We start from the raw sequence: 14,149 nt of genomic DNA on the forward strand, positions 1-14,149 counted from the left end.
ATTAAATTCTTGTACTGTGGATAAGAGCACGACATCCAGCGCCTAGCCCCTCGAGGTCAAAAGCGTCTTATGCTTGTCGGGGCTGATCAAGGCGCTTCCGCTTTTGTACTTCAAAAATCATTAAATCTTTTGGTCTATCCTTGTCCATCTCTACATAGTTTTTTAGTAGATGTTATAGGGGGGACAAGAATGAAGAAATGGATGGTCGCACTCATTATTGGTATGTTGCTGATTCATATAAAACCAGCAATTGCAGAAGAAGTCTATGACTGGGAATCGTTAAATAAGATTTCTGACTCAGCGTTACAACTAGCAAAGCAAGAACGCTTTAGCGAGTCTGCCCAATTACTCAAATATTTCGCAGTTAAATTTGAGGAAATTCCTATTGATAGAGAGTTTATCTCCTTAGATCAATTTAGAACGATTACGAGTACGCACAAAAATGCGCTAGATGTAATACAAAAAGAGAATATAACTACGGATGAAAAAGTTCGATCTTTAACTAAGTTCCGTCTTGTTGTTGATGCAATGGTATCGGAGTATCAACCGTTATGGGGATCAATGGAATCTTCGATTATGGAAACTTTTTCGCAAATGAAGAGTGATGTTGAGGAAGGTGATAATCAATCCTTTCAACATGATTGGAACCAATTTTTAGCTCTTTATGAAGTAATTTATCCTAGTATACAAGTAGATTTAGAAAGTCAGCAGATTAAACGAATGGATGATCATATTTCAGTTGTCGAGGATCGTTTGTTTCAAGTGATTCCTGAAATAAATCGTGTGAAACAATTAGCGGTGATGGAAGAAGATTTAAAGGCACTTTTTGCGAGGGTAAAGGACGATGAAGCAGATCCTTCTTTATTATGGGTAATGATATCAACAGGAAGTATTATTTTATTATCACTTTCATACGTCGGATGGAGAAAGTACAGTGGCGAAAAGGAAAAAGTAGCGAAAAGAGAAATAAATAAGGAATGATATTAAGGTCAATTAAGTTACCCTGCTGCTTTCAAAACTGCTTGTCAGAAAAATAGAGACATCTTCATTGTATATACTAGTAAAGCGTGAGATTAACTAGGTGAACTTTTTTATAACATCAGAATTTATAGGTTTTGGCTTCGGGAATTGTCCAGCGCAAGCGTCCGACCTCTCTTGGGTCTACAGCCACTCAGGAATTGAAGGAAAAGAATACCTTCAATTCCTGAGTGGCTTATTCGCCCGAGGCTGAACAAAGGCGCTTGCACTTTTCTTATAACGAATCATCAAGTGATTTACCGTTGGATAGGCTCTTTATTTTCGTCTAATGTAAAGCCCTCACCTAAAACATCATGTACATCGCTTACAGATACAAAAGCATAAGGGTCAACAGATGTAATAACATTTTTTAACCTTACAATCTCATTTTTCCCAACTACACAATACAAAACATTGCGATCCTCTTTCGTAAATGAACCCTGTCCTTTTAATATTGTCACTCCCCGATCCATTTCTTTCATAATTCTTTCGGAAATTGCCTCTGGTCGGTTCGAAATAATCATCGCACCTTTTGCAGCATACGCACCTTCCTGCATAAAATCAATAACTCGTGCGCCTACAAATACGGCGACAAGTGTATACATTGCTTCTTTGTATGATAAGTATGTAATCAAGGACAATGTAATGACACATAGATCAAATATAAACATTGTCTTTCCCATACTCCAGCCCAAATACTTATTTGCAAGTCTTGCGATAATATCGACTCCACCAGTTGTTCCACCATAACGAAAAATCATTCCTAAGCCAATTCCAAGTGAAACCCCTGCAAAAAGAGCCGCGAGTGTTAAATCATCATTTAAAGGCATATGAATTTGATACCTCTGAAAAATCCATAAGAAGAGTGACAAACTAATCGTTCCTATCAGAGTGTATAAAAAAGAAGTCCTGCCTAAAATACGCCAGCCAATAATAAATAATGGTATATTTAATAATAAGTTAGATATAGATGGGTCAAAATGAAAGAGGAAATAAAGCATAAGGGTAATACCAGTAAATCCACCTTCAGCTAAATTATTTTGCATATTAAAATGGACCAGACCAAAACCAAAAATGCCAGACCCAATTAAAATAAAAAATATATTTTTAAAACGAAGTTCTTCTACCATTTGATACCCCCAACAATTCATTTATAGCTTAAAATAGTATAGTTGATAGAATGTCAAGGTGCAAATTTCGAAAAAATAATGTCAAAATAATTGTAAAAATTAATAGGATTAGCTAACATTGAATAGAAAAGCGGACGAGGTGATTTCTATGGAACAAAAGAAGATGAAAGACCTTCAAAAAGAAGTTGATCAATACATAAGTGGGTTTAAAGAAGGATATTTCTCTCCATTGGCTATGATGGCTAGGATAACGGAAGAAGTGGGAGAGTTAGCGAGAGAAATCAATCATTATTACGGTGAAAAACCGAAAAAGGCTTCTGAAAAAGAAAAGGAAATAGAAGAAGAGCTTGGCGATGTCTTATTTGTTCTCATATGTCTCGCTAATTCGTTAGACATAGACTTAGAACAAGCTCATGATCTTGTCATGAAGAAGTTTAAAACAAGAGACAAAGATCGTTGGACTAAAATTGATTAGAAAAGTAGTGCGCTTCGTCAGCCAAGTGTAATATTAGGCGCAGCGCACTAATTTGATAATAGATAAATAAAGGAGAATTGGATGATGGAAGAGATTAAAATTGTCATTGCAGGTGCCCGAGGTAGAATGGGTAGTGAAGCTGTAAAACTCGTCGGAGATACGGCGCATTTTTCACTAGTAGCTGTTGTGGACCATAAGCATGAAGGGAAAAGTCTAAAGGAACTTGAAGGCTTTGACGTTGATGTACCTATTTATACCGATATTGAAAAATGTTTTGTTGAAACAAAGCCAGACGTACTAATTGATTTAACTACGCCGGAAATTGGTAAAATACATACGAAGAAGGCGTTGTTAAATGGAGTCAGACCTGTAGTTGGAACAACGGGATTTTCTGAAGAAGATTTAAAAGAGCTTCAACAATTAACAGAAGAAAAAGGAATTGGCGCTATAATAGCTCCTAACTTTGCTCTTGGAGCTATTTTGATGATGAAATTCTCTCAGATGGCAGCAAGGTACTTTCAGGATGTCGAAATTATTGAACAACATCATGATCAGAAACTAGATGCTCCATCTGGTACGGGATTAAAAACCGCAGAAATGATAGCTACTGTTAGAGATGAAAAACAACAAGGTCATCCAAATGAAAAAGAGCTACTTACAGGAGCACGGGGAGCTAATTATAACGGAATTCGCCTACACAGTGTCCGTCTTCCAGGTTTAATTGCTCATCAAGAAGTATTGTTTGGTGGTGATGGACAAACATTAAAAATTCGCCATGATTCCTATAATCGTGCTTCGTTTATGTCAGGAGTTAAGCTGGCAGTTGAAAATGTGATGAAAGTTGATTTATTAGTATATGGATTAGAAAATATTCTTGAATAAAGGGGATTGAAAAATGAAAATAGCTTTAATCGCACATGATAAGAAGAAATCAGATCTTGTTCAGTTTGTAATGGCATATTTGCCAATATTCGAAGATCATCAACTTTATGCAACAGGAACAACAGGGTTACGAATTCAAGAGGCAAGCGGCTTAGCCGTTCATCGTTTTCAATCAGGTCCACTTGGCGGAGACCAAGAAATTGGAGCATTGATTGCAAAGAATGATATGGATATGGTTATTTTCTTCAGAGATCCATTAACTGCTCAACCTCATGAGCCTGATATTACAGCTCTAATTCGTCTTTGTGACGTATATTCCATTCCACTTGCAACAAATATGGGTACAGCTGAAATACTAGTACGTGGTCTTGAGCGCGGTGATTTAAATTGGAGAAACGTAATTAAATCGTCAAACGAATAAGTATTTTTGTGAAAAAATATACGTAGTATAGACCATATTTTCACTTTAACAACAAGGAGATACTAATGAGTCATACACTAGATATTCTTGCAATTGGAGCTCATCCTGATGATGTCGAAATCGGGATGGGGGGAACGATTGCAAATTATACAAATAAAGGGTTTAAAATTGGGATTTGTGATTTAACAATGGCCGAGCTTTCCTCTAACGGTACGATAGCTATTCGACAAGATGAGGCTAAACTTGCAGGAGAGATTTTAGGCATCACGAAAAGAATTCAATTGTCATTACCAGATCGTGGATTATACATAACAGAATCTGCAATTCATTCAATTGTTACGGTCATCAGAAAATATCGTCCAAAAATTGTATTTGTACCATACTTTGAAGATCGCCATCCAGATCATGGTCAATGTTCAAGACTAGTTGAAGAAGCGGTTTTTTCAGCTGGTATTCGAAAATATAAGGATGAATTAGACCAACCATCCCACAAAGTTCAGACGATTTATTATTATATGATCAACGGGTTTCACAAACCAGATTTCGTCATTGATATTTCAGATACGATTGATAAAAAATTAGAAAGCCTTCGTGCTTATGTAAGTCAGTTTGAAAAAACAGAGGCTTCAACGAATACTCCACTAACAAACGGTTACATTGAATCAGTTGAGAACAGAGAGAGGCTATTTGGAAATGAGGTTGGAGTCAGTTATGCTGAAGGCTTTAAAACGAAAAAACCAATTTTACTTTCAAACGATTTATTAGGTGAAAGAAGATGAAACGAAAATTAAAAATTGGCATAACTTGTTATCCTTCTGTAGGAGGATCTGGAGTTGTAGCTACCGAACTGGGAAAGCAACTTGCAGAGCGAGGACATGAAATCCATTTTATTACATCAAGTTTACCATTTCGATTGAATAAGGTATATTGTAATATTACTTTCCATGAGGTTGAAGTGAATCAATATTCAGTCTTTAAATATCCACCATATGATCTGGCTTTGGCTAGTAAAATGGCAGAGGTTGCAAAAAGAGAGAAATTGGACTTATTACATGTACATTATGCAATTCCGCATGCAATTTGTGCTTTTTTAGCTAAGCAAATGGTTGGGGATGATCTTAAAATTGTCACCACTCTTCATGGAACGGATATTACTGTACTTGGGTATGATCAATCGCTATCAGAATTGATTCGCTTTGGAATTGAATCCTCAGATGTCGTGACAGCTGTTTCAGATTCATTAGTAAAGCAAACATATGAACTAATTCAACCAAAAAAAGAAATCGAAACTGTATATAATTTTATCGATGATCGAGTTTATAATAAAAAAGATGCATCTCACCTTAAAAAGCAATATGGCATTCATGAAGATGAAAAAGTTGTCATTCATGTTTCTAATTTTCGAAAAGTAAAACGTGTTCAAGATGTAGTTTATTCCTTTCAATTGATTCAAAAAGAAGTAAAAGCAAAGTTATTGCTTGTAGGCGATGGCCCTGAAATGACCTATATAAGTAATCTTGTTGGTGAATTAGGCCTTACCGATAAGGTTCTTTTTCTTGGAAAACAGGAAAATTTAGAAGAACTGTATTCATTAAGTGATGTCATGCTTTTGCTTTCGGAAAAAGAAAGCTTTGGTTTAGTTTTATTAGAAGCAATGGCATGTGGTGTTCCATGTATTGGAACAAATACTGGTGGGATTCCAGAAGTGATTTACGAAGGTGAAACAGGTTATCTATGCGAGGTTGGAGATATTAAGTCAATCGCTAATCGTGCCGTTGAGTTATTATCAAATGATTTATTGCATCAAAATATGTCTGAAAATGCGATATTTACTGCTAAAGATGCATTTCATTCTGAAAAAATCGTTACACAATATGAGTCAATTTATTATGACTTGATAACGAAATGAAAATAAGTTCAAAATGAAACAATTTATTTCGAAGGAAAACCGCATTAAAATGTCGGTGAGGCAGACACAGGCATTTTACATGTAGTGAATCAATATTTTGACTAATGAAAACAGGATACCTGTTTTGATAATGTAGCATAGTTCATTACCACTTTCCTTCATACATAAGGAGTAAAACGATGGAACGCTTGTTTCTTGAAGCAAAACCGATAGTAGAAAAACTACATATGGCTGGTTATGAAGCTTTTTACGTTGGGGGTGCTGTTCGGGATCACCTTTTGAAAAGAGTGATCGGTGATGTTGATATAGCTACCTCTGCAAAGCCTGATGAAGTACAATCTTTGTTTGATCATACGATTGATGTTGGGGCAGAGCATGGTACCATTATTGTATTGCATAAAAATACGCCCTATGAAGTAACAACTTTTCGGACGGAATCAGAATATGTGGATTTCCGTCACCCTAAAAATGTTTCATACATTACATCTTTGAAAGAGGATTTAAGGCGTAGAGATTTTACAATTAATGCAATGGCAATGGATATAGACGGGATGATTCAAGACTTTTTTAATGGTGAAGCCCATTTGAAGGAGAAACTTATTCAAACGGTTGGGTCACCATCAGAAAGATTTACAGAAGATGCCTTAAGAATGTTAAGGGCCGTTCGATTTGTTAGTCAATTGCAATTTACACTGTGCCCTCTAACGAAAGCAGCTATTAAAGAGCATGTTCATCTATTAAGTGCTATTTCGGTTGAGCGAAAAACGATGGAGATTGAGAAGCTATTAAAAGGTATAAATCAAAAATGTGCCTTAGAAATCATAATCGAAACGAATATAAATCAATACTTACCAGGATTAGAAACGAAACAACAAGAGATAAAGAGAGTATCTACATATGATCTGCAATTACTAACAACAAATGAAGAACTTTGGACGTTATTTACATACTGTATCGCTCCATCGTCCATTTCCACTTTTCTAAGAAAATGGAAATTATCCACTAAAATAATTAAGGCTGTTGAAAAAAATATTCGATACCTTACAATATTGAACGAGGGGCAATGGTCTGACTTATTATTATATGAAGCAGGATATGAAACAGCTGTTTCAGTTGAATGGATTCATTCAGTCATGACAAACCCATCATTAGTGGAATCAAATAGTAGGAATATAAAGAAGTTAATTAAGCAGCTTCCAATTAAAAGTAGGGATCAGCTTGCGATAACAGGTCATGACGTGATTCGCTGCTTGAATAAAGAACCAGGGCCTTGGGTATCAAAAGCTATTACCGAAATCGAGAAAGCCGTCGTAATGAATGAATTAGAAAATAATAAATCTGCAATAAAGGAGTGGCTAATGAGATGCAAACAGGAATTCGAGCAAAATTATTAGAAGCCTTCTCAAAAGCAGATGGAGAATTTTTATCAGGTCAAAAAATTAGTGACTATATTGGTTGCTCAAGAACGGCCGTATGGAAACATATGGAGGAACTTAGAAAAGAAGGTTATGAGCTAGAGGCTGTTCGAAGATTAGGATATCGGATTACGAAAAAGCCAGATAAAATAAGCAGTAATGAAATCCAGCTCGGACTAAAAACAACGATGATGGGACGTCATATTCACTTTGAAGAAATTGTTTCCTCTACACAGAAGATTGCGCGAAATCTAGCAAATGAAGGTGTAGAAGAAGGGACAATCGTTGTCGCTGATCAACAAACGAATGGAAAAGGGAGAATGGCTCGAGTATGGTATTCTCCTAAAGGAACTGGGATTTGGATGAGTATGATCATTCGTCCGAATCTCCCAGTAAACCAAACACCACAACTAACCCTCCTTACTGCGGTTGCGATTGTACAAGCTATCGAAGAGTTAACACCACTAAAGCCAGAAATAAAATGGCCGAACGATATAATGTTAAATGGAAAAAAACTGGTCGGTATACTAACGGAATTACAGGCTGAGGCTGACCAAGTACATTCGGTCATTATTGGTACTGGGATTAATGTTAATCAGAAAATAGACGATTTTCCTGAAGAGTTGCAAAGTATTGCAACTTCGATCTTTATTGAAACAGGGACTGTGTGGGAGAGAGCACAATTTATTCAAATGATTTTGCTGAAATTTGAAGGGCTTTATTCGTTATTTTTGACTCAAGGTTTTAAGCCGATTAAGCTTCTCTGGGAAAGTTATGCCATTAGTTTAAATAAAAAAATTATTGCTAGAACACTGAGCGGGACGATTGTAGGAAAAGCAATTGGGATAGATGACGACGGTGTTCTATTAATTGAAACGAACAATCGAGTGATTGAACGAATCTATTCAGCTGATATTGATTTTCAATAATGAAAAATGATGGTAATCTGGCGAATTTTTTGCTATAGTTTCACTAGGGTAGTATCTTATTGAACTACACCTTAAGTTGTAATAGTTAATGAAGCATTTTACTTTTGACAAACATAAAAGTTCATATGCTTAACGAAATTAATTGAAATTATATTCTGCCTTGATCCAAAAGGGACTAGGACAGAGGGATGAAACCGTTTTTTTAGTATGCCTTTAAATCCTTCTTTCTCTGTCGAAAGAAGGATTTTTTACGTTAAATAAATGAAAAATCTGATGACGGTCATTTCCTCCCTCTCCTTAAACGAAACGAGCAAGGACAAAAAAATGGTTCAAAAGTAACGAACCAATTGCTCTAAAAAACGGAGCGAAAAGTGTAGAAGAAGGATCTTCTCCATCGTGCTCATTAAACTATTAGGAGTGAAACATATGAAGACGAGAATGGATTTTATGAGGATGAAACAAAAAGGTGAACCGATTTCAATGGTAACGGCATATGATTATCCCAGTGCAATCCAAGCTGAACAAGCTGGCATTGATATGATCCTTGTTGGCGATTCACTTGGGATGGTTGTACTTGGTTATGATTCTACAATCCCTGTCACAATGGATGATATGCTTCATCATACAAAGGCCGTAAAGCGCGGTGCCAAAAATACATTTGTTGTAACAGATATGCCATTTATGTCATATCACCTGTCAAAAGTGGATTCTCTGAAAAATGCGGCCCGACTTATGCAAGAAGGTGGAGCAGATGCGGTAAAGGTTGAGGGTGCTGATGGTGTAACAGAAATAATTACAGCGCTTACTCATGGAGGGATTCCAGTCATTTCTCACCTTGGCTTAACTCCACAATCTGTTCATGTGTTAGGAGGATATAAAGTCCAAGGAAAGGATGCAGAAGCAGCCCGAAAATTAATCGAAGATGCAAAGAAATGTCAAGATGCTGGTGCGATTGCAATTGTATTAGAATGTGTTCCACAGCAATTGGCAGAAGAGATAAGCAATCAGTTAGTAATACCGACAATTGGTATAGGTGCAGGTAGACAAACTGATGGTCAGGTTTTGGTTTACCATGATTTGATTGGGTATGGATCTGGGCATGTTGCAAAATTCGTTAAGCAATATGCGTCTGTAGCGGAAACAGCTGAAACAGCAATTAGGCAATACAATCTTGATGTCAAAAACAGAGATTTCCCCGAAGAGAAGCATTCCTTTAATATGAAGGAAGAAGAGCTCCATAGTCTTTATGGTGGGGTGAAAAAATGATCGTTATTACAACAAAGAATGAATTAGTTCAAAAAATAAGTGAAATAAAAAATGACAATAAAACAATTGGTTTTGTACCAACAATGGGCTTTTTACATGATGGACATGTGAAACTGTTAGAGGAAGCAAGAAAGGCAAATGATTTTGTGGTATTAAGTATCTTTGTTAATCCTTTACAATTTGGTCCAAACGAAGATTTTGATTCATATCCAAGGAATGCTCGTAAAGATGAAGAAATAGCAAGGCTTGCGGGCGTTGATTTTATCTTTACTCCAAGTGTATTGGAAATGTATCCTAAAAAACCGACCTATACTGTTACCGTCGGATCGAGAGTGGATGTCCTCTGTGGGAGATCAAGAGAAGGACATTTCGATGGAGTTGCAACAGTCTTAACGAAACTGTTTAATCTTATCGAACCGAATCGAGCTTATTTTGGAATGAAAGATGCACAGCAAGTTGCTGTTGTTGATGGATTAATAACCGAATTTAACTACCCGATTGATTTAGTAACGGTTCCAACAGTTAGGGAAGAAGATGGCCTGGCAAAAAGTTCACGAAATGTATATTTAAGCGAGATTGAACGAAGTCAAGCTATTGTTATTTATAAAAGTTTAGTAATGGCAAAGCAAAAAATCAATCAAGGTATGCGTGATAAGGAAGAAATCAAGTCGTTTATTTCCTCGCTAATTTCAAATGAATCAGACGGAATCATCGACTATGTCGAAATTCTTTCCTATCCTGAATTGGATGAAATAGAGATAATGAATGGTAAAATTATTCTCGCTATCGCAGTTAAATTTACAAAAGCAAGACTAATTGATAACATAACGTTTGAAGTTGAATGAGAAGTACGAATGATTTATAAATATAATTGTCGCAAATTAACGGGTAGACAAACTATGACTACAAATGAAAAAGTAAAAATAGGTTAAGTGGGGAAAAACTGCCTGAAAAAGCAAGTGGTCAGTATGTGCCCTGTAATGAAAGACCTGTCTTTTAGAAAACATAAGATTTGGAGGAGAGAGCAAATGTTTCGAACAATGTTAAACGCTAAAATTCATCGTGCTCGTGTCACAGAAGCAAATCTAAATTACGTAGGTAGTATCACAATTGATGAAGATATTATTGATGCAGTTGGAATGATAGCGAACGAAAAAGTTCAAATTGTAAATAATAACAATGGTGCACGATTTGAGACATATATCATCCCGGGTAAACGAGGAAGCGGAGTTGTATGTTTAAATGGAGCGGCCGCACGATTAGTGCAAGAAGACGACGTCGTCATCATCCTTACCTATACACTAATTGCAGAAGAACAGGTTGCTTCACATCAGCCAAAAATAGCGATTATGGATGAAAACAATAAAATTGTTGACATTTTAGGACATGAACCAGCAGCTACAATTTTGTAGTTCGATCGCTTATCCAATGTAGTATCAAATGAATTAATGATAGGGACTGACTCACAATTAATTGAAATTTACTGATCGATACGTTGATTTTATCAATGATTTCAGTTAATTAAAATGAGTCAGTCCTTTTTTATTAATAATAAAATCATTGGAATTATGCTATATTAACTGTAAAGTATATTTATAATCAAAATTTACATATTATGTACATAGATTTTGTTTAGATCGGAAGCACAAGGCAGGCATTTGTGTTTACTGCAACTAATGAAGGTAAACTTCATGTATGACTGGTCACGAACGATCTCGATTCATGAGAATTTTATCTCCTATAGCTTTTCGCATGCTGCTTCCGCTTTTCATACTAATAGAGGTGTCACAGATGAAAGAGCAACGATTTGTTGTCATTGATTTAGAAACAACAGGTAACGCGCCCAAAAAAGGGGATAAAATTATTCAAATTGCTGCGGTCGTCATTGAACAAGGAAAAATTGTCGATCGCTATATGAGCTTTGTCAATCCGATGCAAAAAATTCCTTCATTTATCGAGCAATTAACTGGAATCACGAATGAAATGGTTGAGGATGCCCCACCATTTCAAGAAATAGCTAAAGATATTCGATCGTTGCTAACGGATTCTTTTTTTGTCGCTCATAATGTTTATTTCGATTTATCATTTTTACAAGAAGAGTTAAAGAACTGCGGATATCAATTCTCAGGACCTATTCTGGATACTGTTGAATTGGCAAGAGTTGCTTTTCCTACAGAAACAAGCTATAAATTATCTGATTTAAGCGATGAATTTAATATGCTGCATGAAAACCCTCATCGTGCTGATAGTGATGCAGAAGCGACTGCTCTTCTATTATTACGTATATTTGCGAAATTTATGGCACTGCCAGTCAGCACCCTACAGCAATTATCCAAGCTTTCAAAGTCCTTTATAAGTGATATTGGAGATATATTAGAAGGTGTGATATCAGAAAAGCTGATGAAAATCGAGCAACAAAACAATAGGAAAGATTTGCATATCATTCGATCATTAGCGATAAAAAGGGTGAATGAAACAAATCACCAAAACATAGTGAACGAAGATCTAAACGAAAAAGAGTTTATAGAACTTTTTAAAAATGAAAAAGGTCGGTTAAGTGATATCGTTCCTTCTTATAACGTGCGGCCAGAACAAATGCACATGATGCGGGAAATCTTCGATGGTTTTGCTACTCATCAGCATGGTTTGTTTGAAGCAGCAACTGGAAGTGGGAAAACAATTGCCTATTTAGTGCCAGCGATATTTTACTCTAAAAAGGAACAAAGACCAGTAATTATCAGTACCTATACAACGAACTTACAATCACAGATGCTTGAAAGGGATATTCCATTTCTTGAAAAACTCTTTCCATTTGCCTTTACAACAGCAATATTAAAAGGACAGCGCCATTATCTGTGCCTGCAAAAATTCGAACAGTCCTTAAATGAGTTAGAGGATAATTATGATTTCGTTCTAACGAAAGCACAACTTTTACTATGGCTAACAGAGACTGAAACTGGTGATGTTGATGAATTAAATATTCCTTCGGGTGGTAAAGTTTTATGGAATCAACTTTATGTTGATCAATCATCTTTAAAAGGAAATCCATTTTCTGACTATTGCTTCTACCAACGTGCTAAAAAACATGCAATGAATGCAAATATCATTATTACAAATCATGCCATGCTATTATCAGATCTCCAACGTGAGTCTAAGATTTTACCAGATCATCAGGAAGTCATTGTTGATGAAGCGCATCACTTTCACCGAGTAGCAAGTGAGCGTCTTGGCGTACGATTATCCTACCTCGACATACACAGTGTAATAAACCGGTTAGGGACAGATATGACAAAGGGATTGGTTGGTAAATTTATGCAAGTGCGAGAAGAGATAGGTGAACGAACACACATAGACCTCAAGGAGATGAATGTTTATATACTGCGATTACAAGAGGATTGTCATCAATTCTTCTCAGGGATCCATTCCTATGTTTTAAATCGTAGAAAAGAATCCCACTTAAATCGTACATCATATAAATATAATACGGAAAAAGAAAATAATCGAACATGGGAATCACTTCTTGAACTTGCGAAAAGAATCCAGTTTAATTTTTATGATTTAATCGTCTTAATGGAGAAATCTTTACACACCTTGGGGAAAGTAAATGTGGGAGAACTTTCGATAAAAAATAAAATCATTTATGAGGATTTTAAACATGTACTCGCAATATTAGAAGAATGTAAGCAAAAAATGAATGATTTGTTTTTTGAAACGAATGAAGAAGTTGTTACTTGGATTGAAATTGATTCAAAAGGTGCAAAAAACGCTGTCACAATCTATGCGCAACCAATACACGTCTCAGATTATTTAGCAGATGAATTTTTTGCGAATAAGCAAAGCGTCATTCTAACATCAGCAACCTTAACAGTAAAACAATCTTTTTCATATATCATCGATGCAGTTGGCTTAACCGACTTTTTTCCGAAACAATTACAGCTTAATTCACCATTTAAGTACAAGAATCAGGTGAAAATATTTATCCCTAGTGATATGCCACTTGTAAATGAAGTCTCCATTGATGACTATTCAGAAGCGATTGCTGCAAATATAGGTAGCGTCGCGCAAATAACAGATGGGAAAATTCTTGTATTGTTTACCTCATATGAGATGCTTAAAAAGACATATCATTTGTTAAAAGAAGATGAAACGCTAGATGAATTTATGATAATGGGGCAGGGAACTGGAAGTGGAAGTCGTTCAAGATTAACAAAGAACTTCAGACAGTTTGACAAGGCTATTTTGTTAGGAACAAATAGTTTTTGGGAAGGTGTTGATTTTCCTGGTGATGAGTTAACGAGCCTGATTATTGTTCGGTTGCCTTTTGCATCTCCTGATGAACCAATTGTTTCAGCTAAATGCAATCAATTGGAAAAGAATGGCGTAAATGCATTTTATCAATACTCACTTCCAGAAGCTATTTTACGGTTTAAACAAGGTTTCGGTCGTCTTATTCGAAATGAAGATGATCGGGGAATTGTCTTTATCCTCGATAACCGTATTGTTACGACAAAATATGGGAAAGATTTCCTTAATTCAATTCCAGAGGTGGAAGTAGAAAAAAAACCAATGCATTTATTAACACATTCAATTGAAGAATGGATAAACTAAAATCATTATAGTGTCAAATTCAAAAAGTGGCTGATTCGAAATGACAAGAGGTAATCGAACCAGCCTAAATATGGTGTGAGTTAGGAGAAGATTTATT

The 14,149-nt window shown here is 35.9% G+C and carries 13 protein-coding genes; 12 read left to right on the forward strand and 1 reads right to left on the reverse strand.

Annotated elements, in window-relative coordinates; genetic code table 11:
* The first annotated feature begins 189 nt into the window (after window positions 1-189).
* On the forward strand, window positions 190-981 hold the full coding sequence (ypjB, locus tag K9V48_RS14830; RefSeq protein ID WP_224139780.1) for a sporulation protein YpjB: 792 nt from the start codon (window positions 190-192) through the stop codon (window positions 979-981).
* A 293-nt stretch (window positions 982-1,274) separates the two neighbouring features.
* On the opposite strand, the gene K9V48_RS14835 is transcribed toward ypjB, so the two are convergent.
* The gene (locus tag K9V48_RS14835; protein ID WP_224139781.1) at window positions 1,275-2,147 is read right to left on the reverse strand and encodes a YitT family protein; all 873 of its coding nucleotides are present in this window, start codon (window positions 2,145-2,147) and stop codon (window positions 1,275-1,277) included.
* A gap of 148 nt (window positions 2,148-2,295) precedes the next feature.
* On the opposite strand from K9V48_RS14835, the gene K9V48_RS14840 reads away from it, so the two are divergent.
* The 11 genes from K9V48_RS14840 (at window position 2,296) to dinG (ending at window position 14,052) form a co-directional block, all read left to right on the forward strand.
* Window positions 2,296-2,622 carry a nucleotide pyrophosphohydrolase gene (locus K9V48_RS14840; RefSeq protein WP_181455709.1) on the forward strand — a complete coding sequence of 109 codons (327 nt, stop codon included), beginning with the start codon at window positions 2,296-2,298 and terminating at the stop codon, window positions 2,620-2,622.
* Window positions 2,623-2,706: 84 nt separating this feature from the next.
* Complete coding sequence (gene dapB, locus K9V48_RS14845) at window positions 2,707-3,504, forward strand: 4-hydroxy-tetrahydrodipicolinate reductase (protein ID WP_224139782.1); 798 nt, start codon at window positions 2,707-2,709, stop codon at window positions 3,502-3,504.
* 13 nt (window positions 3,505-3,517) lie between these two features.
* Window positions 3,518-3,925, forward strand: coding sequence for a methylglyoxal synthase (gene mgsA / locus K9V48_RS14850; RefSeq protein WP_224139783.1), 408 nt, complete (start codon window positions 3,518-3,520; stop codon window positions 3,923-3,925).
* A 65-nt stretch (window positions 3,926-3,990) separates the two neighbouring features.
* Window positions 3,991-4,704, forward strand: coding sequence for a bacillithiol biosynthesis deacetylase BshB1 (gene bshB1 / locus K9V48_RS14855; protein ID WP_224139784.1), 714 nt, complete (start codon window positions 3,991-3,993; stop codon window positions 4,702-4,704).
* The gene (gene bshA, locus K9V48_RS14860; RefSeq protein ID WP_224139785.1) at window positions 4,701-5,834 is read left to right on the forward strand and encodes an N-acetyl-alpha-D-glucosaminyl L-malate synthase BshA; all 1,134 of its coding nucleotides are present in this window, start codon (window positions 4,701-4,703) and stop codon (window positions 5,832-5,834) included. The genes bshB1 and bshA overlap by 4 nt, the downstream gene beginning before the upstream one ends.
* Before the next feature lie 179 nt (window positions 5,835-6,013).
* Window positions 6,014-7,228, forward strand: a complete 1,215-nt coding sequence (locus K9V48_RS14865; protein ID WP_224139786.1) for a CCA tRNA nucleotidyltransferase — start codon at window positions 6,014-6,016, stop codon at window positions 7,226-7,228.
* A complete protein-coding gene (locus K9V48_RS14870; RefSeq protein ID WP_224139787.1) occupies window positions 7,198-8,178 on the forward strand; it encodes a biotin--[acetyl-CoA-carboxylase] ligase in 981 nt (326 codons plus the stop codon). The genes K9V48_RS14865 and K9V48_RS14870 overlap by 31 nt, the downstream gene beginning before the upstream one ends.
* Window positions 8,179-8,604: 426 nt before the next feature.
* Entirely contained in the window at window positions 8,605-9,444 is an 840-nt protein-coding gene (gene panB, locus K9V48_RS14875) for a 3-methyl-2-oxobutanoate hydroxymethyltransferase (protein ID WP_224139788.1), read from the forward strand.
* Complete coding sequence (panC, locus tag K9V48_RS14880; RefSeq protein ID WP_224139789.1) at window positions 9,441-10,289, forward strand: pantoate--beta-alanine ligase; 849 nt, start codon at window positions 9,441-9,443, stop codon at window positions 10,287-10,289. The genes panB and panC overlap by 4 nt, the downstream gene beginning before the upstream one ends.
* 183 nt (window positions 10,290-10,472) lie before the next feature.
* Window positions 10,473-10,856 carry an aspartate 1-decarboxylase gene (panD, locus tag K9V48_RS14885; RefSeq protein ID WP_224139790.1) on the forward strand — a complete coding sequence of 128 codons (384 nt, stop codon included), beginning with the start codon at window positions 10,473-10,475 and terminating at the stop codon, window positions 10,854-10,856.
* Between the two features lie 379 nt (window positions 10,857-11,235).
* Complete coding sequence (gene dinG / locus K9V48_RS14890) at window positions 11,236-14,052, forward strand: ATP-dependent DNA helicase DinG (RefSeq protein ID WP_224139791.1); 2,817 nt, start codon at window positions 11,236-11,238, stop codon at window positions 14,050-14,052.
* Window positions 14,053-14,149 lie beyond the last annotated feature (97 nt).

The organism is Metabacillus rhizolycopersici, from assembly GCF_020075705.1.